The 22,727-nt window shown below is 50.4% G+C and carries 21 protein-coding genes; 11 read left to right on the top strand and 10 right to left on the bottom strand.

The genetic code is table 11. The annotated features are described in order from the left end of the window. The first annotated feature begins 20 nt into the window (after positions 1-20). The 3 genes from leuD to leuB are packed head-to-tail and all read left to right on the top strand — an operon-like array spanning position 21 to position 3,234. Positions 21-617, top strand: a complete 597-nt coding sequence (gene leuD, locus FRZ59_RS11575) for a 3-isopropylmalate dehydratase small subunit (RefSeq protein ID WP_132129098.1) — start codon at positions 21-23, stop codon at positions 615-617. Positions 618-630: 13 nt separating this feature from the next. Then, complete coding sequence (locus tag FRZ59_RS11580) at positions 631-2,154, top strand: alpha-isopropylmalate synthase regulatory domain-containing protein (protein ID WP_132129099.1); 1,524 nt, start codon at positions 631-633, stop codon at positions 2,152-2,154. 6 nt (positions 2,155-2,160) lie between these two features. Next, entirely contained in the window at positions 2,161-3,234 is a 1,074-nt protein-coding gene (gene leuB / locus FRZ59_RS11585; RefSeq protein WP_132129100.1) for a 3-isopropylmalate dehydrogenase, read from the top strand. A 35-nt stretch (positions 3,235-3,269) separates the two neighbouring features. Here the strand turns inward: leuB and FRZ59_RS11590 are convergent, their stop codons facing one another. Then, a complete protein-coding gene (locus tag FRZ59_RS11590) occupies positions 3,270-4,361 on the bottom strand; it encodes a D-TA family PLP-dependent enzyme (protein ID WP_132129101.1) in 1,092 nt (363 codons plus the stop codon). 89 nt (positions 4,362-4,450) lie between these two features. Here FRZ59_RS11590 and FRZ59_RS11595 point away from each other — a divergent pair, with 89 nt between their 5' ends. Both FRZ59_RS11595 and FRZ59_RS11600 read left to right on the top strand, forming a co-directional pair. Further along, entirely contained in the window at positions 4,451-4,903 is a 453-nt protein-coding gene (locus FRZ59_RS11595; RefSeq protein WP_132129102.1) for a rhodanese-like domain-containing protein, read from the top strand. Between the two features lie 225 nt (positions 4,904-5,128). After that, on the top strand, positions 5,129-7,231 hold the full coding sequence (locus tag FRZ59_RS11600) for a TonB-dependent receptor plug domain-containing protein (RefSeq protein WP_132129103.1): 2,103 nt from the start codon (positions 5,129-5,131) through the stop codon (positions 7,229-7,231). On the opposite strand, the gene FRZ59_RS11605 is transcribed toward FRZ59_RS11600, so the two are convergent. Together FRZ59_RS11605 and FRZ59_RS11610 are read right to left on the bottom strand one after the other, a co-directional pair. After that, positions 7,207-7,950 (bottom strand): metallophosphoesterase family protein, encoded by a 744-nt coding sequence (locus tag FRZ59_RS11605; RefSeq protein ID WP_132129104.1) that lies wholly within the window; start codon positions 7,948-7,950, stop codon positions 7,207-7,209. The two genes, FRZ59_RS11600 and FRZ59_RS11605, sit on opposite strands and share 25 nt — an antisense overlap. A gap of 1 nt (position 7,951) precedes the next feature. After that, the gene (locus FRZ59_RS11610; protein ID WP_225975039.1) at positions 7,952-8,677 is read right to left on the bottom strand and encodes a hypothetical protein; all 726 of its coding nucleotides are present in this window, start codon (positions 8,675-8,677) and stop codon (positions 7,952-7,954) included. Between the two features lie 94 nt (positions 8,678-8,771). Between FRZ59_RS11610 and FRZ59_RS11615 the strand changes: the two genes are divergently transcribed. Continuing rightward, entirely contained in the window at positions 8,772-9,182 is a 411-nt protein-coding gene (locus FRZ59_RS11615; protein ID WP_132129106.1) for a response regulator, read from the top strand. Here FRZ59_RS11615 and FRZ59_RS11620 read toward each other — a convergent pair. Next, positions 9,175-10,410: a sensor histidine kinase gene (locus FRZ59_RS11620; RefSeq protein ID WP_132129107.1), complete on the bottom strand. Its 1,236-nt coding sequence runs from the start codon at positions 10,408-10,410 to the stop codon at positions 9,175-9,177. The genes FRZ59_RS11615 and FRZ59_RS11620 overlap by 8 nt on opposite strands. Positions 10,411-10,606: 196 nt before the next feature. Here FRZ59_RS11620 and FRZ59_RS11625 point away from each other — a divergent pair, with 196 nt between their 5' ends. The 5 genes from FRZ59_RS11625 to bioA all read left to right on the top strand — a co-directional run bounded on the left by FRZ59_RS11625 (position 10,607) and on the right by bioA (position 14,558). Next, positions 10,607-11,059 (top strand): ferritin-like domain-containing protein, encoded by a 453-nt coding sequence (locus tag FRZ59_RS11625; protein WP_132129108.1) that lies wholly within the window; start codon positions 10,607-10,609, stop codon positions 11,057-11,059. A 189-nt stretch (positions 11,060-11,248) separates the two neighbouring features. After that, entirely contained in the window at positions 11,249-11,911 is a 663-nt protein-coding gene (locus tag FRZ59_RS11630; protein WP_132129109.1) for a hypothetical protein, read from the top strand. Between the two features lie 13 nt (positions 11,912-11,924). Further along, positions 11,925-12,389, top strand: a complete 465-nt coding sequence (locus tag FRZ59_RS11635; protein WP_132129110.1) for an NUDIX domain-containing protein — start codon at positions 11,925-11,927, stop codon at positions 12,387-12,389. After that, positions 12,386-13,288: a CPBP family intramembrane glutamic endopeptidase gene (locus FRZ59_RS11640; RefSeq protein WP_132129111.1), complete on the top strand. Its 903-nt coding sequence runs from the start codon at positions 12,386-12,388 to the stop codon at positions 13,286-13,288. Before FRZ59_RS11635 ends, FRZ59_RS11640 begins: the two co-directional genes overlap by 4 nt. Further along, complete coding sequence (bioA, locus tag FRZ59_RS11645; RefSeq protein WP_132129112.1) at positions 13,275-14,558, top strand: adenosylmethionine--8-amino-7-oxononanoate transaminase; 1,284 nt, start codon at positions 13,275-13,277, stop codon at positions 14,556-14,558. The genes FRZ59_RS11640 and bioA overlap by 14 nt, the downstream gene beginning before the upstream one ends. Here the strand turns inward: bioA and FRZ59_RS11650 are convergent, their stop codons facing one another. The 6 genes from FRZ59_RS11650 to FRZ59_RS11675 are packed head-to-tail and all read right to left on the bottom strand — an operon-like array spanning position 14,559 to position 22,723. Then, on the bottom strand, positions 14,559-15,770 hold the full coding sequence (locus FRZ59_RS11650; protein ID WP_132129113.1) for a mechanosensitive ion channel family protein: 1,212 nt from the start codon (positions 15,768-15,770) through the stop codon (positions 14,559-14,561). A gap of 5 nt (positions 15,771-15,775) precedes the next feature. After that, on the bottom strand, positions 15,776-16,444 hold the full coding sequence (locus FRZ59_RS11655; protein WP_158640620.1) for a DUF4412 domain-containing protein: 669 nt from the start codon (positions 16,442-16,444) through the stop codon (positions 15,776-15,778). Between the two features lie 32 nt (positions 16,445-16,476). Beyond that, on the bottom strand, positions 16,477-17,256 hold the full coding sequence (locus tag FRZ59_RS11660) for an enoyl-CoA hydratase/isomerase family protein (RefSeq protein WP_132129115.1): 780 nt from the start codon (positions 17,254-17,256) through the stop codon (positions 16,477-16,479). Next, on the bottom strand, positions 17,228-19,750 hold the full coding sequence (locus FRZ59_RS11665) for a ComEC/Rec2 family competence protein (protein ID WP_132129116.1): 2,523 nt from the start codon (positions 19,748-19,750) through the stop codon (positions 17,228-17,230). The genes FRZ59_RS11660 and FRZ59_RS11665 overlap by 29 nt, the downstream gene beginning before the upstream one ends. A gap of 2 nt (positions 19,751-19,752) precedes the next feature. Continuing rightward, positions 19,753-21,921, bottom strand: coding sequence for a helix-hairpin-helix domain-containing protein (locus FRZ59_RS11670; RefSeq protein WP_132129117.1), 2,169 nt, complete (start codon positions 21,919-21,921; stop codon positions 19,753-19,755). Further along, positions 21,911-22,723: a PorV/PorQ family protein gene (locus FRZ59_RS11675; protein WP_132129118.1), complete on the bottom strand. Its 813-nt coding sequence runs from the start codon at positions 22,721-22,723 to the stop codon at positions 21,911-21,913. Before FRZ59_RS11675 ends, FRZ59_RS11670 begins: the two co-directional genes overlap by 11 nt. Positions 22,724-22,727: the final 4 nt, after the last annotated feature.

A 22,727-nucleotide genomic window follows, 5' to 3' on the forward strand; every position in this document is an offset into this window, starting at 1 on the left:
GAATAATCAAGGATACAAAAATGGCTTACGATAAATTCACCGTGTTGAAAAGCAGGGCGGTGCCCATGCCCATCGAGAACGTGGATACCGACCAGATCATCCCTGCGCGGTTTTTGAAGGCAACGGAACGGAAGGGCTTTGGAGATAATCTATTTCGTGACTGGCGCTACGATGCCCAAGGGGCTCCCAGGAAGGATTTCGTATTAAATGACCCAACCTATTCAGGTAAAATACTGGTGGGCGGAAAGAACTTCGGCAGCGGCAGCAGCCGCGAGCATGCCGCCTGGGCGGTTTATGATTACGGCTTCCGATGCGTAGTTTCGAGCTTTTTCGCCGATATATTTAAGAATAATTCCCTGAACGTGGGCATCTTACCCGTGCAGGTAAGCCCAGAGTTTTTAGATAAATTATTTTCGGCCATTATCGCCAACCCGGAAACGGAACTGGAAGTATCCCTCCCCGAGCAGGTTATCCGCATTCCCGCAACGGGTGACAGCGAGTCATTTGACATTAACAGTTATAAGAAGCATAACCTGATGAATGGCTTTGACGATATTGACTACCTGCAGGCAATGAAAGACGATATCGGCGCTTTTGCCGAAAGGAGCCGGTATTAACAGCATTTCCACTATGCCAAAGCCAGCTGCCCGTTTCATTGAGATCATGGACACAACTCTTCGTGATGGAGAGCAAACCAATGGGGTTTCTTTTTCTCCCTCCGAAAAGCTGACCATTGCACGGCTGCTGCTGACAGAACTCAAGGTAGACCGGATTGAAATTGCCTCAGCGCGTGTGTCGGAAGGGGAGCTGGCGGCCGTAAAGGCAATCACCAAATGGGCAAAGGCAAACGATCTCCTGAACCGGGTGGAAGTACTCACTTTTGTGGACGGGGACGTGTCTGTTGACTGGATGCTGAAAGCAGGCGCGAAAGTCATGAACCTGCTTACCAAGGGTTCCCTTAATCACCTGACTCACCAGCTGAAGAAAAAGCCGGAGCAGCATTTTGCAGAAGTTGCCGCAGTCATTGCCCTTGCCGGGAAAAAGGGCCTGGAATGCAATATTTACCTGGAAGACTGGAGTAATGGTATGCGCCATTCCAGGGAATACGTTTTTCAGTACCTGGATTTCCTGCAGCATGAGCCTGTAAAAAGAGTCATGCTTCCCGATACGCTGGGAGTGCTGATCCCATCAGAGGCAGCGGCTTTTATTACCGAAACAGTTCAGCGTTATCCTGCGATTCATTTTGATTTTCATGCGCATAATGATTACGACCTGGGTACGGCCAATGTGCTGGAGGCGGTAAAGGCGGGCGTAAAGGGAATCCATCTGACCGTGAACGGCATGGGAGAAAGGGCAGGCAATGCTCCGCTTGCCAGCGCCATTGCGGTGCTGAATGATTTTGTGCCTTCGGTCAGGACATCCGTGGCCGAAAAGGCGCTCTACCGGGCCAGCAAATTGGTGGAAACCTTTTCAGGGCTTCGCATACCCGGTAATAAGCCGGTAGTGGGGGAGAACGTGTTTACGCAAACGGCCGGCATTCATGCCGACGGCGATAAGAAAAATAAACTTTATTTCAGCGACCTCATGCCCGAACGTTTCGGGCGTCAGCGTGTGTACGCGCTGGGGAAGACCAGCGGCAAAGCCAATATCGAAAACAACCTGCTGCAGCTGGGCATTCACCTTTCCGAACCCGACCTGAAAAAGGTGACAAAGCGGATCATTGAACTGGGCGACCGTAAAGAAGCGGTGACCCAGGCCGATCTTCCCTTTATTATTTCCGATATTCTTGACAGTAAAACCATCGGGGAAAAAGTAAAGATAGAGAACTATGTACTTACCCATTCCCGGGACCTGAAGCCTTCCGTTACGCTGAAGATACGGGTAGAAGGCGAGCTGTATGAAGAAAGCGCACAGGGAGACGGCCAGTACGACGCCTTTATGAACGCCCTGAAAAAGGTGTACCGGAAAAGGAAACAGGAATTACCGGCCCTTACCGATTACAGCGTGCATATTCCGCCTGGCGGAAAAAGCGATGCGCTTTGTGAAACGATCATTACCTGGAAGTACAATAAGAAAGAATTTAAGACCAGGGGGCTTGACAGCGACCAGACGGTTTCCGCCATCAAGGCAACCCAGAAAATGTTGAATCTATAATAAATCATGGCAAGCAAACAGATTTTAGTTGTTCCAGGTGATGGAATAGGACAGGAAGTAACTGCAGTAGGCAAAAAAGTATTGGATAAGATAGCCGGTAAATTCGGGCATACGTTTACTTATGATGAAGCGCTGGTGGGCCATGCGGCTATCGAAGCTACCGGCAATCCGCTGCCGGATGAAACGCTGGCAAAGATGAAGAACTCAGACGCTGTCCTTTTCGGCGCGGTAGGGCACCCGAAATACGATAATGACCCTTCGGCAAAAGTGCGTCCGGAACAGGGATTGCTAAAAATGCGCAAGGAACTGGGTTTGTATGCCAATCTTCGGCCTATTAAATTGTTTGACGAGCTGCTGGGCGCGTCCAGCATTAAGGAAGACATACTTCGCGGAGCCGATATTTTATTTTTCCGGGAACTCACCGGCGATATTTATTTCGGGGAAAAGGGAAGGAAGAACAATGGCGACACCGCCTATGACCTGGCCGAATACAGCCGCTTTGAAGTGGAACGCATTGCCCGCAAGGCATTTGACTCCGCCCGGACGAGAAGGAAAAAACTATGCTCAGTAGACAAGGCAAATGTGTTGGAAACTTCCAGGCTGTGGAGGGAAGTGGTGCAGAAAATAGCCCCGGAATACCCGGATGTAGAAGTGGAATACCAGTTTGTTGATGCAACGGCGATGCTGCTGATAAAGGATCCTAAGCGTTTTGACGTGGTGGTGACCGCCAATCTTTTCGGCGATATCCTTACGGACGAAGCTTCGCAAATTGCCGGTTCTATGGGCATGCTGGCTTCGGCCTCCATCGGCGACGGTACTGGCGTTTACGAACCTATTCACGGCTCGGCACATGATATTACAGGGAAAGGAATTGCTAATCCCCTGGCCTCGGTACTTTCCGCCGCCTTATTGCTGGACATTTCTTTCGGAATGAAAGAAGAATCCGAACTGGTTATCAGCGCAGTTGATAAGCTGCTGAAGGCTGGCTTCCGTTCATCGGATATTGCAGATGCCGGCACTCCCGCCGAAAAGATCCTTGGAACAGAAGCAATGGGCGAGCAGGTCCTGAATTTTATTTAAAGATTGCCGCAAGACAAAGCAGCGCCTGCTAATTTTCAGGTGCGGATTTTCCGTTTCCGCGCCAGGATCTCCCATTCTTCTGTGAGCCGCCGGTCTTTAACCACATGTGCGGTTTCGTAGAGCGCCACGGTGGGGCAAATATGGTAGGGAATGCCGTACCAAAGGTCTCCGATACGGTGTGGTTCTCCCCGGGGAACCCGGACTACGAGGTGTTCCTCGCTTTGACTGAGCATTTCCGCTTCAGGCGCGTTAAGAAAACGCACTCGCTGCTGCAAAGGATTTTCGGCGGCAACCGATTTATGGCCCAGGTCGAGGCAAAGGGTCTGCTCATCAATTATTGAAACGACCCGTGAAAGCAACACAGCTGCGCAGGTAAAAGGCATATCGGGAAGTGCCTTGCCGTACCCTTCATCCCAAAAAACAAATGTTCCCGGGCTTGTTTCCACGTTTTTCCGCCGGGCATGAATCGGGAAGGTCGGGCTGCCGCCCATAATGACTTTCAGCGGGCCTCCGTCCATGGACTGAAGAGCTTCCTGCGTAATACGAAACGTTTCATCGGCTCTTTGGGTACGTTTGCCGGGATCTGTGTCACGAATATGGCCGTCATAGGCATGAAGGCCGGCAACCAGGATGTTTTCCAGCTTCCGGCATTCCTGGAACAGGGCGGCCGCTTTTTCCGGGGCAATACCCGTCCGGTTCATGCCGGTATTCAGGTCAATAAACACTTCAAGGACTTGCCCTTTAAATACCCCGGATAGCATGCCTGCGGTTTCGATGTTATCAATCAGGCAGGAAAACCGTACTTCGGGATATGCGGCGGTAAGTTCCAGTAGCCGCAGGGCTTTCACTTTTGTCGGCTGATAAGCCAGCAGCACATCTGCGCAGCCGCTCATTGCCAGCATTTCCGCTTCGGCAATAGTGGCGCATTTGAACTTCCGGATCCCGGCCTCCAGCATCATTTTTGCAATCTCCCGCATCTTATGCGTTTTCACATGGGGCCGTAACAAGGAACTATCCTTGCTTATTTCCCTCGCAAGGCGAATATTATCCGATATCCTGTCATGATAAACCAGGAGGGCAGGGGAGTCCAGCTCTTCCGCATTGTTGATTTTATACCATTCAGCCATTTTCCGATGAGTTTCTTTCTAGTGCAACACCAGGTAAACTTACATCAAAATGCTTATATTTCAGCTTTTCATAATGTAAACAAACCCTGATGAATAGGCTATTTAATATTCTTACCACGCTGTTCCTGATTGCTCTTTTTGCCTCCTGTTCCGCAAAAAAATCCGAACCCTGGAATCAGGAACAGTTAATGCCGCCGGAGGAACTAGCCGGGATCATTAAGGATTCTGCGGCGGCCAAACCGCTAGTCGTTTGTATTGGCCCCGGCGCCTTGATAAAAGGTTCCGTAGATGTAGGCCAGACCGGTGAAGAACCGAACCTCGAAAAACTAAGGGGCCTGCTTGCGGAGGAAGATCGTGATAAAGCGATTGTTCTTTACTGCGGCTGCTGCCCCTTTGAAAAATGCCCCAATATACGGCCGGCGTTCACCCTTTTGAATGATATGAAATTCACGAATCACCGCCTGCTGAATCTTTCCAACAACCTGAAGACGGATTGGATTGAGAAGGGTTATCCGGTGGAGGATCTTACTGCTTTAGACTGATTGACAGGGCAGAGTGCTGCATCCCCAACATGGACGAATAGCCGGGCCTCACATCCGGACTTGATTTATGAGTTGAGTTTCCCGGCTGCCCAGCCCCAACTTTGAAGGGATAGCCTGTCCTTATATCCGGATTGCAATGCCCGGAACCCGGGCGGTTAATTTTTCGTAATATATTTTTTAGATATATCTAAATTTGTATTTTTGTATATCAAAAAATATTTTGTGATGATTAGAAATATTTTACTTAGCACGGGGCTGGCGCTATGCGGGTACGGAGCCGCGGCGCAGGCTGAAAAAGGCGAACAGGAAGCGGGCGAAGAAGAACCTGCTTCTCTTGAACAAGTGGTGGTATCCGGTACCATGAAAGAGGTACTAAAACTTGAAAGCCCCGTGCCGGTGGAAGTTTATACTTCGAGCTTCTTTAAAGCTAACCCTACGCCGTCAATTTTCGATGCCCTGCAGCATGTTAACGGAGTGCGGCCGCAGCTTAACTGTAATATCTGCAATACCGGCGATATCCACATCAACGGCCTGGAAGGTGCTTATACGATGGTACTCATTAATGGAATGCCCATTGTCAGTGGTCTTTCTACCGTTTACGGACTTAGCGGCATTCCGCAGGCGCTTATTGAAAGAGTAGAGATTGTGAAAGGCCCGGCTTCGACTTTATACGGAAGCGAAGCGGTTGCGGGACTGATAAATATCATCACCAAAAAGCCGGAAGACGCGCCGGTATGGTCTGCGGATGTATTTACCACCAGCTGGGCGGAGGTCAGTGCGGACATCGCTGCAAAATTTGAAGCAGGCAGGAAAGCGCATTCGCTTGCGGGAATAAATTACTTCAATTACCGGCACCCTGTTGACGGCAACGATGATGGTTTTACGGACGTAACGCTTCAAAACCGGTTTTCTGTTTTCAATAAGTGGGATTTTGAAAGGGAAAACGGACGCCTGTTTTCCCTTGCCGGCCGCTATATCTACGAGGACCGCTGGGGAGGGGAAATGGACTGGAACAGGAAGTACCGGGGAGGGGATGATCTATACGGGGAAAGCATTTATACCAGCCGTTGGGAAGTATTCGGAAATTACCAATTGCCGGTGGAAGATAATATCCTGTTCCGTTTCAGTGCAAACGGACACGACCAGAACAGCATGTACGGAACTTCTCCCTATTTGGCGGACCAGTATATTGCCTTCGGGCAGTTAACCTGGAATAAACCTCTTCAGCATCATGATCTGCTGGCAGGGCTTACCTACCGGTACACCTGGTACAATGATAATACCCCTGCTACCGCTGATTTCGATGACCCGGCCGCAGACCGCCCTGTACAAACCCGCTTGCCGGGGATTTTTCTGCAGGATGAGATCACGATCGATTTCCGGAACAAGCTGCTGCTGGGTTTCCGTTATGATTACCATTCTGTTCACGGAAGTATTTTAACGCCGCGCCTTAATTATAAATGGAGTTCGGGAGACAAGAACAACGTGCTGCGTCTGAGCCTTGGAAGCGGCTACCGGGTAGCCAACGTTTTTACAGAAGACCATGCTGCTCTTACGGGAGCAAGGGAGGTCGTTTTCGAAGAGAACCTGGATCCGGAAAGATCCTGGAACGGTAATCTCAATTTCGTAAAGAAAATATTCGCCGGGAATTATACCTTCATAGGGCTTGACGCGACCTTGTTCTATACCCATTTTAACAATAAGATAATCGCTGATTATGATACGGATCCCAATAAGATCATGTATCGTAACCTGGAGGGTTACGCCATCTCAAAGGGGATTTCCCTGAATGCGGATATCGATTTTTCCAGCGGTCTGAAAATACTGGTAGGAGGAACCTTAATGGACGTTTATAGTAAAGAGAACGGGGAAAAGCGTAGACAACAACTAACGGAAAAATTTGCCGGTGTATGGAACATTAGTTACACCCTTAAAGGAACGGGTTTGAAGATCGATTATACGGGGAATTTGTACGGGCCAATGCGCCTGCCCCTTTTGAGCGAACAGGACCCCAGGAGCGCCTACTCGCCCTGGTGGAGTATTCAGAATATTCAGGTGAGTACCTCCCTGGGAGAAAGAATAGAAATTTACGGCGGATTAAAGAACCTGCTGAACTGGCGGCCGGGAAGGGAAGATCCTTTTATTATTGCAAGGGCGCACGATCCCTTTGATAAACAAGTTGTATTTGATAATGCGGGCCAGGCAATTGCCACAGATTCCAATCCCTACGGCCTTACTTTTGACCCGGCCTACGTATATGGCCCCAACCAGGGTATCAGGGGATTCTTTGGTGTCCGCTTTACTCATGGTTCTGTTTCAAAAAGGTAAAAAGGCGGAGAAAACCCTTCTTTTAACAGGAGGGCCTGAGATACATTATAGACAGGGATGCCGCCCGCTGTTGCGCCCTCCAGGGTTCCCAGGTGGGCGTGACCATGGAAGACAGCCGTTACCTGCCGGTGTTCGAGCGGTTCGGCAAGGTGGGAGGATCCCAGGAAGGGAAATATTTGCTCAGGCTCTCCTTTTACTGTTTCCGGGATCGGGGAGTAATGCAGGAGGACAATTTTTTTAAGACCGGAGCTTTTGCTTTCCAGTCGTACCAGAGCGCGGTCCAGCCGCATGGCCTCATTTACGGAAACCTGTATGTAATCTTTGTTCATTTGTTCACCCCACATGGGGAGCATATGCTGCCCGAAACCTCCGCCGAACCCTTTTACTCCGGCAAATCCTATGTCATGGATAATTACCGACTCCCCGTCCAAGATATGGACCTGTTCCTTGTTCAGAATATCTATGACCTCATCCTGAATGCCTGATTCGCAATCATGGTTCCCCAGCACGCCTATCACCGGAATACTGCAGGCTTCCAGTTCATCCGCAAGCACCCGGGCTTCATCGGCCCGGCCGGTATCGGTGAGATCACCGCAAATCAATAATACATCCGCCTGTGTCGAAAGCATTTCAAAATGGGCCTTCCACAGGCCCTGGTCTGTATGTCGGACGTGAATGTCTGCCATTGCCGCAATTCGTACCTTATTTTTCCTAGCCATTTCAGAGATTTGTTACAGAGAATATTTTGTATCCCCATTCAATAATATCTGCATTGTATTCATTATTCTCCAGCAGGGGGCCGCGGCAAATTTTGTCTACCGGGGCAGGAAGATCGTATTGTTCGCCGGCGCGTTTTAGCAATTCGTTAAAAAGCCACCGCGGGATATTGTCCCGTTCGCCGGGGTAAACGAATTGAAAATTAAGTAACTGTGCCAGAAGAAGCTGCCAGTGCTGCTCCATGTGCATCATTAGCCTTCTCCAATCCATTTCCCTTCCTTTCTTCAGGATCAGGTGATTGACGTCAGCGCCGTCGTAACGCTCCCTGTTCTGCACATATATTTTGCTCCAGATCAGTTCTTCCGGGGCGGTAAAGCTGACAGGAACACCATACAGGCTGCCTGGTACTTTGTGAGCGAACCAGGTGTCGTCCACCGGCGAAAGATTATTAGCGCTGCTGAAAATGAAGTCGATATAGTGTTCATTCTTAAAGGCCTTTGCCAGCCAGCGAGCATCTGTTGTTTCCGTTAAAATTCCCTTTCCGGATAAGAATTTCAATATGCGGGGACATTCGCCCGCTGAACATAAAATATCGAGATCCTTCGTGTCCCGGAATACGCCCGTGTGTTCTTTCAAGGCATAAGCGCCTCCAATAAGAAAGGGAAAACCCTTCTCTTCCAAGAGTTTAAGGGTTTCCTGATAAAAACGATGTGCAGTGCCTGTTGCCACTATTTTAATAATTTAATTAAGAGATTTAAAAAAGTGCAATTATTTTACCATTTTTTTTTATTTTTATGTGGAATTTTAATCCCCAAAAGAACGTATGCAGGATATCCGTGCGATAAACATCCTTATAGCGGATGATGATGAAGAGGATCTTGAACTAATCGAAGAAGCCATTTTGAATTTTGAGCCTAATGCCGTCTTACATAAGGTGAACGATGGTAAAGCAGTCCTGGAATACCTTGATGAGCTGCAGGACGATAAACTTCCTGCACTGATCATTCTGGACTACAATATGCCCCAGATGAAAGGATCGGAGGTATTAATGTTACTGGGAGGTAAGCCTCGTTACCAGGATGTGCCTAAAATTATCCTGAGTACTTCCGGCACCCCCCTTTATGTGCATGAATGTAAAAGCAAGGGCGCCCTGGAATATTTTGTGAAACCCAATACTCAGCGGGAGTTGGATATGCTTGCTGAAAAAATGCTTGCGCTGGCCGCCATTATCTGAGCGGTATTACCGGGAAATAAAGGTTGAAGCATGCGCCTTCGCCGGGCCTGCCGCTGGCTGTGATAAATCCCTGGTGGTTCTGCATGATCTTTTTACAGATCGCCAGGCCTATCCCCGAGCCTTTTGCCTCGGAAAAATTATTGAGGCGCTGAAACACCTCAAAAACTTTTTCATTGTAAGCAGGTTCGAAGCCAATTCCGTTATCGCTGACGGAAATCATGTAATAAGGCTTTTTTCCCTCCGCTTTCCTGTTTTTTATTTCTTGGCCTTTCACAACCTGGTGGGTGATGGTGATGACACTTTGCCTGTCAGGATTCCGGTATTTTTGCGAATTGCTGATCAGATTATTAAACAGTTGCTTGCATTGAAAGGGAATTGCCTCTATCACCGGCAGTTTACTTGTATCAAAGCTGATATTTCCGCCTTGCTGCTCATCTTTCGTAGAACATATTACTTCCTTTACTATTTCATTTAAATCTACCTTGCTTAGGTTTTCTATTCGGGAGGTGGCCTTGGAGTAAGCCAGTATATTATCGATCAGCATCATCATGCGCTTCACCGCATCTATAGAACGGTCCAGGAACTCCCTTGACTTTTTGTCTAGTGTGTTTGATTGGTTTTCCAGTATATAGGTGTTGTACAGATGGACTTTTCGCAAAGGCTCTTTCATATCGTGAGAAGTTGCGTATGCGAACTCTTCCAGCTCGGAATTTTGGAATTCCAGCATTTTGCTGTATTCCTTCAGCTTATCATCGGCCAATTTTTTTTCGGTGAGATCACGCGTAACTTTGGAAAAACCAATCACATTGCCTTGCCGGTCATGGAGGGCGGTAATGACGATGCTTCCCCAAAATCTTTCTCCGGGGTTTCTTAGCCTCCAGCCCTCGGTAACGGCTTTTCCTTCTTTTTCGGCCTGTTTCATTAACTTCTGAGGTAATCCTTTTTTCCGGTCCTCGGGCGGGTAAAAATTTTCAAAGCTTTTCCCGATGATCTCTTCCTTCGTAAAGCCTTTTATCCGTTGCGCTCCTTTATTCCAATTGAGGACTATGCCGTTCTTGTCAAGCATGATAATGGCATAATCTTCTATCTCCTCGATCATTTGAAAATAATGAGCTTCGAGCTGCCGGATGTTTTTATTAACCTCGTTAACGGCAAAGTTTTCCAGGGAATCTCCCGGTTCCCCTTCGCCGTTTTTGTTGTTATTACCTGTTTTGTAATATGCAGCCATATGCTGGAATGCACTCAAACCTTATGCCGTTCTTGTCAAAACCTCTGAGTAATTTCCTACTCAGCTGGTAATTAAAATAAACAGAATCAGATTTTTAGTTTGCCGGCTTGCTTTACAGCAAGGGGAGAATGGGATTTCAGGGGGATGGAATAATAATTGGACATTCTCATTTATTGTTTAACTAAATTATAAAGTTATGAATGAGGTACAAGACAGGGTGGACCAGCTGAATAAACTGGTAGTAGTAAATAATGACAGGATTCATGGTTATCAGAAAGCGGCTGAGGAAACTAAAGATCCGGACCTGAAAATGCTGTTTGATCAGTACGCTCAGCAAAGCTCCCGCTTTAAAATGGAACTTGCCGAAGAAATAGCTTCCCTCGGCGGGCAGGTTAACGAAGAAACCTCGACATCCGGCGATATGTACAGAACCTGGATGGATGTGCGCCAGGCCCTTAGCAGCAATGATAAAAAAGCGGTGCTGAAAAGCTGCGAATTTGGCGAGGATGTAGCGCTGCAGTCATACGAAAAAGTACTGAATAACGGCGAAACATTTTCTCCCGGCTGCATGGTCCGGGTGGAAAGCCAGCGTTCGGAACTAAGGGATGCCCACGATTCCATTAAGTCCCTGCGGGACGCCGTTTCTTAAATCCGTCCACGACGATTGCTGCGTGCAAAGGTCGCTGCTGGCAACGATCGTTGCGGCAAATAATCGCTGCTGAACCTTTTCCGAGATAATTCTCCTCTGCGGACGGTAAAATCGTTTTCGGTTATACCCTCCGCGGAAGGGGATTATTTTGGCTTTATTCTTGCTCGTACCCGCCTAAAACCTATTGACATGAAATTGAAGATGTTTTTCCTGGTTTCCATTGCGACAGTTCTTTTCACGGCCTGTCAGATCAGTTCCCGGCAAGAAGGTAATGCTTCCGGAGATACTACGGAAACTTCCGCGGGAGCAGTTGCTCTGGGAAACAGTTCTGGCGGTGAGGCAAATAATTCGGCCGGAGCGGAGCCCGCTGGCATTGAATCGCCTGCTGGAGTGGACAGGGAAGCAGTACTCCTTGAAAATACAGCCACAAAACAGTTTGACGGGCAGCGCGGCGAAGAAGTTTTCCGGGTTGCTCTGCTGGGCGATAGTGTATTGAGCGGCACGGTCGCCTTTACGATCACGAACAGCGAGGGGCAGTTAATCTATAGCGACGAATTTCCCGCTGTCATGCTGGCTGCGACCTATGATGAATCTATCAATACGCCTGCGAAGCAGGAAGCACTTGTTAAAAAACGCATCGAGGAGTTTTTTGAGGAAAAGAGATTTAAAGAACAGGCCATTGAGGGCGACCAGCCTCCTTATGACAGCTTCTTTATCACGAAGGCTACCTATGATAACCTGAAGGAAACGAGTGCGCCGGGCTTTTTGTACCTGATAGGAAAGGAAAATACAAAGCACATCGCCTGGTCTCCCCTGGAGGAAAAGGTTGTAATGTATTTTAATTGTTGCTAGTTTTGCCCCATTCATGGAGGCAACATTTCCTTTTAACGTACGCGTTTACGGTATCCTGATAAACGAGCAGAAGGAATTGCTGGTGAGCGACGAATTCGAACACGGCATTAACTTCTCTAAGCTTCCCGGCGGTGGACTTGAATACGGCGAAGGCTTGAGGGACGGTTTAAAAAGGGAGTTTCTGGAAGAATGCCAGGCCGAAGTTACCGTAGGAGAGCATTTCTACACCACGGATTTCTTTGTTCAGTCAGCCTTTAGCAAAAACCAGGTCATCAGCGTCTATTACCGTGTCAGTTTAGTGCAGCCGCTGAACCTGGAATTCAGGGAAAAGCCTTTTGATTTCGAGGGTCAAACCGGTGAGGTGAAGCAGAGCTTCCGCTGGATACCTTTATCCCGCCTCCAACCGGAAGACATGACTTTTCCCATTGACCGCCATGTGATAAAACTGATCGTTGAAAATCCTGGCAGACTACTATGAAAAACGCGCTTTCCTACTTGCAGCCTTTATTAAAGGTGCTGGCTTTTTTTGGTTGTTATATTTTCCTGATGGCATTTTCGGCGGCCTTCCTGGTCCCCTTGCTGGGCCGGATCGATCCCTCAGTATTGACTCCTGCCGAACTTGATGCGATGCAGTCCAGCCCGGCTTTACTATTGTTGATGCAGCTGGCGTCCATGATCGGGCTGATGCTTACCTTGTTCTTTTTCTCTAAGCTACCCCCTAAGAAGGATTACATCAGCCTGGGACTGACCGGGGAACATGTGTTGAAGGATATCGGCCTGGGGGCGCTGGCAGGAACAATCATTATTCTCCTTGCTTTCCTGGTATTGTGGATTACCGGCACCGTGAGCAGCCTGGAACTGAACGAAGCTTTTTCCGCCAGGGAGCTGCTGCTGTGGTTTGGAATTTACCTGATCGTAGCTTTCGTGGAAGAGGTGATGTTCCGGGGCTATTTCCTGAATGTGTTTATGGAGCGCTATACGCCGTTCGCCGCTGTGCTGATGTCCTCCCTGTTTTTTGCCTTCATGCACCTTTTAAACCCTTCTTTCGGATGGCTCGGTTTCCTGAACATAGCCCTGGCAGGCGTGCTGATGGGCCTGCTTTTCTTTTACAGGGGGAATATATGGCTTCCCGTGGGGCTGCATTTCGGATGGAATTTCGTACAGGGAACGGTACTCGGCTTTAACGTAAGCGGCATAGACGCGGAAAATATTCTCAGCCTGCAATTAAAGGGCAGTGAACTGATAAGCGGAGGCGAATTCGGCCTGGAAGGCTCCCTGGTGACAACGCTGGTTTGCCTTTGCGCTATTATACTTCTTTACTTTTCGGGAAAGCTGGTTTTTCAGCCTTTAGAATTTGATGAACATGAACCTGATTGAGCGGGACAGCCGTTATGTATGGCATCCATATACGCAAATGCAAACTACGCCGGCGCCCATTGGCATTGTCCGGGGCGAAGGCGCCTACCTCTATGCCGGGGACGGCCGAAAATACTTTGACGCAGTAGCCTCCTGGTGGGTGAACCTGCATGGCCATTCGCATTCCTATATCGCGGAAAAGGTAAGCGAACAGCTCCGCACACTGGAACATGCTATGTTTGCGGGCTTTACTCATCCGCCGGCGGTGGACCTGGCTGAGCGGCTCCTTGAGGTGCTGCCATCGGATCAGGCAAAAGTGTTTTATTCGGATGACGGATCTACTGCCGTGGAAGTGGCTGTAAAAATGGCGATGCAATACTGGTCTAATAAGGGCACACCGCGAAACAGGCTGATTGCCTTAAAAGACGCCTACCACGGAGATACCTTCGGGGCCATGTCCGTAAGCAGCCGCAGCACCTTTACCGCTCCTTTCAGCCCCCTGCTTTTCGAGGTTGATTTTATTGACGTTCCGGTGAAAGGCAGCGAAGAGGAAGCGCTGGAACAGCTTCGCCGGATCATGCTTGAACGGGAAGACGAAATAGCTGCTTTTATTTTTGAGCCCCTTGTGCAGGGAACAGCCGGTATGGTCATGTATGAGCCAGGCCCCCTGGATCAACTGCTGAAAATCTGCCGGGAACATGGCATTCTTACCATTGCCGATGAAGTAATGACCGGCTTTGGCCGCACAGGAAAGCTGTTTGCGTGCAATTACCTGGAACAGCAGCCGGATATATTTTGCTTTTCCAAGGGCATTACCGGCGGAACTATGGCCTTCGGGGCCACCACCTGTACACAACAGGTATTCGATGCCTTTCTTTCCGGCGACAAATTGAAAACCTTTTTTCACGGTCATTCCTTTACCGCCAATCCTTTGGCTTGTGCAGCCTCGCTGGCAAGCCTGGATATCCTCGTGGAGCCCGAAACCATGGAAAGTATCGCCCGCATCAGCCGGCAGCATGAGGCTTTTGCGGGTAAAATAGCGGGACACCGGTCGGTCCGGCAGGTACGCTGCCGGGGAACTATTTTCGCTCTTGAATGGGAAACCGGCGACAGCACTTCTTATTTTAGCGGACTGCGGGATAAACTGTACAATTTTTTCCTCGAAAATGGAATTATTATGCGTCCGCTGGGAAATATCATTTATATCATGCCGCCGTATTGCAGTACCGAAGAAGAGTTGGATTTTGTTTACCAAACGATAGAACTCGCGCTGGAAAAATTTTCTGCCTGATTAGTTTTTTTTGCCGGGTGTACCGGAAGGGTCTTCGCCGGGTGCGTCGGAAGGGCCTTTCGATGTGCCGGAAGGAGCGTTCCCGGAGGCGTCGCTCCCGCGTGCGTCGTTCCCGGACGGGTCGGTTTTTTCTTCAATAATGGCCTCCTTTGATACAACCGGCTGCAGCAGCGTTTGTGTCGGGTAGGCAAAACGGATATCGTTTTTGGTGAATTCCTCAAAAATTTCCAGGTTGATCGCCTGCTGGATATCCATGTACTTATTATAATCGCCTCCCATTACATAATAGCATACTTCGAAATCGAGGCTGAAATTGCTGTAGGAGAAGAAATGCGCCCTGTCAAAGATGACATCTTTTTGTTTCTTCACGATAGCGGCAAGCGTTTCGGATATAAATGCCAGCTGTTCCCTCGAGGTTTCATAGACTACACCCACCTTGAATACCACACGGCGCCTGGCCATTTTCCGGTAATTATGGAGCCGGGAATTGGTGAGGTCGGTATTGGAAAATACCAGTTCTTCTCCTCCCAGGCTGTTCAGCCGGGTTGTTTTGATGCCGATCTCGTTGACCGTTCCCATTTTATCGTCAACGATAATAAAATCGCCTATTTCAAAGGGACGATCGAAGAATATAACAAAGTAGCTGAAAAGGTCGGTAAGGATGGTTTGCGCCGCCAGGGCGATGGCAATCCCGCCGATCCCCAGGCCGGCAATAATAGTGGTCACATCATAGCCCAGGTTAGCCAGGAGGAATACCAGCCCGAAAATCCAGATAGTGACCGTGATGATAAGCATGATCCCCTTGGTTTGACGAAGTTTTTCTTCGCCTCGTTCCTGTTTCCGGATATAGGAAGCGATCAGGAAGGAAATAGTGGTGACAATCACCCGGACGATCAAATAGGTGACCACGATCTTGGTGATCACCTCTATTGCCCGCTCCATTCCCGCGGGGAAGGAAAGGTGGGAAATGCCCGCATACAAACCAATGACGTAAAACAACGGTATGAGGGTCCGGTTGAGGCTATTGACCAGGAAGTTGTCAATGCTGGTCTCCGATTTTGCAGCCCATTTCTTCAGCTGTTGCAGCAGAATGCTTTTAATGAGATGGCCGGCCAGGGCTACGCCCGCAAGAATGGCAAATCCCGTCAGGTAAGCCCTTACAGTATTTCCCCAATAAATACTGTCCAGGTGTATTTGTTGTAATTCAAACATATCTTTTATAGTCCCATCAGCGCCTGACGGACCGCATCCTGCTCTATCATCTTATAGCCTTCAGGAATTTCAAATAAACTTTCCTCCAAAGGGCCCTGGTCTATGGATTGTACAGTAATGGTTGTGTTTACGCCATTCTGTTTGCTGTGAACCTGCATGGGAAACCAATCTCCTTTAGGAAGAAATTGGTTCCCGGGTACATAAACCGGGAGCAGCTCTTTGGTGTACCACAGCTCCGAAGTGTCGGAAGAAGCTTCCCGGATAATCAGGGCTTTCCGGCAATCATAGCCCAGGATCTCTTTTTTTTCATCTATATATCGAATCTCATATGCGCCCAATTGCTCCAGGGCTTCGTTTACCTGGGCGGAATCGGTCTTTACCGCCATCTTGTTGCCCAGGATACTCATGAGGGTAACGGCGCTATTCTTTTCATTATCGCCAAGTACGATGATTTCCGACATCGCCGTTTGGATCTCCAGTCTTGTGTGGGGGTCTTTCAGGTAAATCGTAAATTCCCTGGGCATCATACTCTGCATCTCCGGCGAAAGGTCTTTCGCTTCTACCTGCACACCGTATTCAACGGTTCCTTCAAAATTTGTTTGGGCAGTAGCATTCAAACAACACAGCAGCATCGCGGCCAGGGCAATTGCCTTGAAAGATAAATTGTTCCTCATGAAAGCAAATATATAATTATTAAGATTATTGGTTACCATTGCGGTTTTTCCTTTGAAAGGAAGGCCCGAATCCCTTTTTTGAAATCTTCGCCCATGCGCGCCTTTGCATTGAGTTCCGCGGCAAGTTCAAGGCCCTGCGGCAGGGACAATCCGCTTAATGCAGCAAGCAATTCTTTGGTGTACGCAATAGAAGCTCCCGAAGTTTCCGAGGCCAGCTTCCGGGCTAATGCCCCTGCCTCGTCTTCCAGCTTTCCCTCACCGCAGATGTAATTAACCAGCCCGCAGGCCTTTGCCTGTTCCGCCGTGATGAGTTCCCCTGACAGCAGTAATTCCCTTGCCTTGCCTTCTCCCGTCTTTTGAAGCAAAAAACCTGCCACCAGGGCCGGAACAAAGCCAATCCTGCATTCAGTATAACCATAGCAGGCTTGCGGATCGCTGTATACCAGGTCGCATGCCGTTACCAGGCCGCAGCCCCCGGCAATGGCGTGCCCCTGCACCTGGGCGATCACTATCTTAGGGCAGCTGCGGATTTGCAGGAAGAGGTCTTTCAGCCGCTGGCTGTCGGCAAGGTTTTCCGCGTAGGAATTTTGCTGCAGTTCCAGCAGGTATTCCAGGTCAGCGCCTGCACTAAAAACTTCTCCCGAAGCTTTCAGTATGACTACTTTTACCTGTTCGTCATTGGCGGCCTTACCGAAAGCTTCCCGAAGTTCTTCCATCATCCCTGCATTCAGGGCGTTCTTTTTCTGCGTGCGGTTAAGCGTAATAAATGCGATCCTGTCCTGGCTATCGTATTGAATAAATTTGAAGTTCATTTTTGTTTCCGGGTTTCCCGCCTGCGTTCGGGCTTCCTGGCAGACGGACGATGAATGCTCCTGATCTTCTGACGGAATAAAACGGTATGTCCCACTTACGGCAATACGTTTCAAGGTAGCTATCCAGGGCGTTCGATACACTCGCCCCGCTCACCAGCATCTTTACATCGAAAGATTGCCTTATCTTTTCCATGTGAAGGTAGCTATTTCCCGTGATAAGTAAAAGATCGCAGGGGAGGGCCTTTGCGCCGGTGCCCGCCTTCCCGCCGGTGCGGGGATATGTGAAGTTTTTGTCTACCAGGAGTACCCGTAGATTGAAAAATTGCAGATAGTGCCCTCGTTTTAGCAGGTAGTTGCTGCCGGGATTGTCGGCGGGTTCGCTGGTTTGCAGATGCCTGATCCCCGACTTGTCCAGGAATGGCTGAACTGAATATGCATAGTCCCGTTTGCTAAAGGGTTTTTCCAGCAGCAGTACCGCGGTCTTCCCAGAAAGAAAGCCGATCGCCTGGTTTTCCCGCAAATGGAAGTAAATAAGCAGCCGTTGCCTTGCTTGCCGGTAATGTTCAAGGGTAAAGGAAAAAGCAAGGGCCAGGGAAACACATAGGGCGCCCGTTAAAAATGCCGCTTTCCGCGATAACAGGAAAAATGCAATGGCAGGTATGAGCAGGTACAGGCCGGCACACTCGGCCGGAGTGATCCAGAGGCCGTCCAGCACGGCTCCCGGTAGCTGGCTGAAAAAATACATTCCGCTTTTCATCATATCTATCAGAAAAGAAAGCTGCTCCGCAAGAAACAAGGCAGGAGCGTCTGTTCCCGAGAGCAGCAACAGCAGGATCCCGCCGTACAGGATCAGACTGGCCAGGGGAATCAGTACAAGATTGGCCGGAAGAAAGTACACCGGGAACTGGTGGAAATAAAAAACCGCCAGGGGGAAGGTAGTCAGCTGGGCTGCCAGCGAAACCGCGGCCATGGACCATATATATTTCAAAAAGCGCTGCAGTAGCCGGGGAGTCCGGCGCCGGTGCATCCCGGGGGCATAATCGCTTGGTGAATAAAGTGCCGCCAGGCGCGAATAGAAACAGATCAGTCCCAGAACAGCCAGGAAAGAAAGCTGGAAGCCTACATCGGCCAGCACCAGGGGATCACTGGCAAGGAGCAAAAAAGCCGTTAAAGCCAGCACATTCCCTGCGCTATGTTGCTTGCCAAGGAACCGTGCGATAGCATAAAGTACGATCATCCAGGCCGCCCGGCAAACAGGAGGCGAAAGTCCCGTGATACAGGCGTACAGCGAAACCCCCGAAATAATAAGGAGCAATTGCGGAACTTTTCCACCCGGAAAAAAGCTGAGCGGTTTCAGGATGAAGCTGATCAGCCAGTAAAGAATGGCCACGTGCAGCCCTGAAACGGAAAGAATATGGATAGTACCGGTAGCAGCAAAGGCGCTCACCGTGTCACGGTCAATCCCGCTGCGGTAACCCAGCACGAAGGCCGAAAGCAGAGCCGCATTATCTCTGTCGCTGAGCAAACGCTCAAAAACGTCTACGCAGCGTTTCTGCCATCCTGCCGCCCGTTTTATCAGCGGATTCCCGGAGTTGCTCCCCGAAGGCGTCCACTCTGCAGAAGAAACAAAAACCTGGTGGTAAATATCCCTGGCGGAAAGGTAGGCCCGGTAATCAAAGGCTGCCGGGTTGCGGGGAGAGGGAATATCCTGCCAGGCAGCCGTGATCCATAATCCGTCCCCGTACGCCGGAATAAGCCCGTTCTCCGGCGAAAGCTCGTTCTCCGGCGAAAGTCCGCCCTCCGGCGAAAGCCCGTTCTCCGGCGAAAGTCCGCCCTCGGGCGAAAGCTTGCCCTTTCCGGACGTTTCGTTCTTTGCAGCAGATTGATTCTCCTGGGGAAGCCGGTTCTTCTGGGGGAGCCGGTTCTTCTGACGAATATAGACCAGCAGGCGGCCTTTCGTTTTTTTGATCGCCTGGCTCTTGCGCAGCGGAGCGGGCCGAAATGGTGTTTCCGGTACCGCCGGGAACTGTGCTTCCGGAGCCCCCGGAGATCGTGCTTCCGGAGCCCCCGGCAATCGCGTTTCCGGTACTCCCAATAATACGCGCGCCTCAAAGCGGGTGAACTTTCCCCTCTTTTCGGGAATGGAGCTTACCTGTACGTACAGCGCTTGCCAGGACTGCCGGCTGAAATGCTCCCGGAAATGCAGGCTGGTTTTGGCCCGCGCCAGCTGGAATCCCGCGCAGAACAGGAATATAAGGCCGATGCTTCCCGGGATCCACTTCTTCAGGCCCAGGCCTTTTTTACTATATAGCGTCAGCAGGTAGGCAAGCAACAGGAATGCCAGCAGCCCGTACATTTCCCGGTAATAGAAAGCGCTCTCCGGCGACACGTGCAAAGCCAGCGCGATACCTCCGCCAAACGGCAGCAGCAGGCGCAGCCAGGGATTTCCTGAAAGATAAAACCGGAATGTTTCCAGCGAAAACAGCTGTTCCATTTTCAGAAGCTTAGCCGAATCTGCATGCGGACGTCCGGCTTTTGTTTCCCCTTGATCTCATCAGGCCCCGAACCGATGCGTTGGCGGTGAAAATAACGAAGCAAGCCGCCTCGCAGGCGGATGTCCAGCGTTTTCCAGGGCTTCCATCGAATACCCAGGTAGGTTTTGAACCCTTCATCATAGTAAAAGGCCAGGCTGGCCCCCGAAAGCAGGCTGCTTTCATAGGAATAGATCCGTGAATCATAGTCGTCCGTGTTGAAATAGCTAATCCGGGCGTTGAAGCTTAGCTTCCCCGGCGCCCAGCGAATATCCTGGAAAATGCTGAAACCCGATTTTCCCGCGTCGGCATTTTCCGAACCGACGCCGGAATGTTCAACCGGCCCGGAGTCGTTCCCGGATTGTTTCGTGCCGGTCCATCCCGGCCTGGAAGCAGAACCTGCATGAAAGAAGGAATAATCTACCCGTGTCCTGAGGCGCAGCCGGCGACTAATATGATATTCCGCATGGATCCTGGCGGCCTCCTGCCTGGTTTCAGTAGCTTCCCACAGGTGATTTCCATCTATTTCCCGGTTACGTGGCTTGCTGGTCTTTCGATAGCGGCCATAGAGCAGGAACTTTTTGTCAGGGCGGAAACTTAGCTGGGCCAGCAGCTCGTACCCGCTTGAAGGAGCGTCCACCCGGTAACGCAGCCAGGACCAGGAAAAAGCATCTGCATAAGCTGTGAGTGTCCATGCAGGGGAGAAACGGCTTTCAAGACCCAGGTAAATGCCTCTTTCTCCCCAGGCGTTGGAAGATTCGCCGAAGGGAGCAGCATACAGGGCCTGATAATCCTTGCCATAGTTACGCCAGGCCGCAGCCAGTACCAGCCCGGCGGCCGGGCTGAATAAAATGCCGTTGATAAAGGCCCAGCCCTCGCCTCCGGGAGCGCCTTTCCAATTCGCGAACCGGCTGTGCGCGATTTCCCCGAACAAAAAATAATTTGCCCGTCCAAACGTATAGTCAAGAGAAACGACGTTCAGGCTTTCCCCGCTGAATTCGTAACGCTCGTAAAGGTCGTCTCCCGGCAGCAACGGTTTGTCAAAAGACAGGCGATGGCCCGTAAAGCCTATTGAAAACTGCCTGGAAACCTGATATTCCATGTTCAATCCAAGTAACTTTTCGCCAAGTGTCTTGCGGGCGGCAAGTTCGCCAGGACTCCGGTGGATCCCCGAACGGCGGATGGCGCTCACGGCGGAGGCGCCGTCGAATTCGCTCAGGGTGGCGTCCAGTTTCCGCGAAGAGAAAAAAGGGGTAAAGACCAGTTTTCCCCATGCAAGGCTTCCGGCGGCGCCGCGAAAAAAATAGCCTTCGCCGGAAGAGTTATGAGGTTTTATCCCCTGGGATTGCCTTGCAATATTCAGGGCCGCCGGGCCTTTACCCAGGCTGAAGCCGTTCCAAAGGGCCAGCCCCTGCCCGAACTGCAGCAGGTAATCGCCAATCAGCAGGTTTTTCAGGCTACCCCGGGCAGGCTGGACAGAAACATTCCCTGAGTAAAAATCAAAGCCCTTTACACCATTTTTGCCGGTTAATGCTTCTCCAGGATCCTTTTCGGCGAGCAGGTGCAGCCTGAAATGCTTACCCTGCCGAAACCGGTAACGGAAATTAAGCCTTTCCGGGCCTCCGGGCAAACGCGATCCATCCTGGCCGGCATATCCTTTTTGCCTGGCCAGCACCCTGGAATAATAAGCAAGTATCTCCTGTTGGGGATGCCGGAAAATGTCCCGCGGAGAGAAGGACGTAACAGGCCCTTCCGCCTTCACGGTTACGAAGGGAAGCAACTGACGCACCAGGGGAAGGTCAAAATTTTTTACCGATTGCAGTTCCAGGATATCCGCCAGCGGGCCGGCAATACGGATATGATCCAGGAGCGAGCTTATTTGGAGATCATTTAATATAAATAAGGCATCCAGCTCTTCTGCGCTTGCGTTATTCAGGTCCAGCGGGTGCCTGAGGTGCCAGGCAAGGCGGTCTGTAATTTCGCTCAGATCGTACTCGCCGGCTTCGCTTTCGCTTAGCCTGGCGGCTTGGCTTTCCGCAAGCTGTTCCGCCAGGGAATCAATTGCCGGTTGGGCCTGCAGGCCCGCTGCAGAAAGAATCAGGAATAGCCCTGCGGGAAGATGTTTAAAATACATAGCTCAGGGTGATTTGAGGAGTGAAACCAAGCTGGCGGTGGCTGGAAGCTGACAGATCAAGCGCTAGTCCTTTATAGCGGATTCCCAGTCCGCCGTACTGCCGGAAGGGGCTGGAAGATATCCCGCACCTGAGGGCCAGGTGCGGATGTGGAAAGTATTCAAGACCGGTATTGACAGTTACCGGGAACCCGGAAATGCTTTCCAGCTCGAAGGCGGCCAGCACTTTCTCAGAGAATGAATAGGCGGCTCCCAGGGAGGCGATCAAAGGGATTTCCGCATAAAGCTCATCGTTAAAGGCCGCCCTGCCGGGGTTCGAAATTGCTGCTCCCAGCCGCAAACCTGACCTAAGAGCGGCCTGGACACCTGCGGTGACCGACCATGCCTGCTGACTCGTATAGCCCGGAAGCTTTATTCCATGATAATTAATACGGAACCCGGCGCTGAATTCCGGCGACAGGGCGCGGGCATAACAAAGGGAAACAAGATGCTCATTATACAGGCCGGAGCCGAAAAAATTGATATTCAGGCCGAAAACCTGTTTTTTGAAAGGAATCACAGTGGTCAGCGCCCTGGTATCCAGCTCCTTCATTAAAAACCGCCGCTCAAGGGCAAAGGAGATCGCGGGCGAGCGGCAGCCGGCTATACCGGCGGGGTTTCCGATGGTATTCCAGGGGCCCTGCAAAGCAGCATCAGCGTTGGCCAGCGCCGCGGTTCTGGCGCCGTGAATCCAGGTAATGGGTTGGGAAAATGCCTGACAGGCGAAGCCACCGCATAGCAGCAGCAGGAATGCTTTGGCAAACATAATG

The sequence above is a fragment of the Anseongella ginsenosidimutans genome, assembly GCF_008033235.1.
GTDB lineage: Bacteria > Bacteroidota > Bacteroidia > Sphingobacteriales > Sphingobacteriaceae > Anseongella > Anseongella ginsenosidimutans.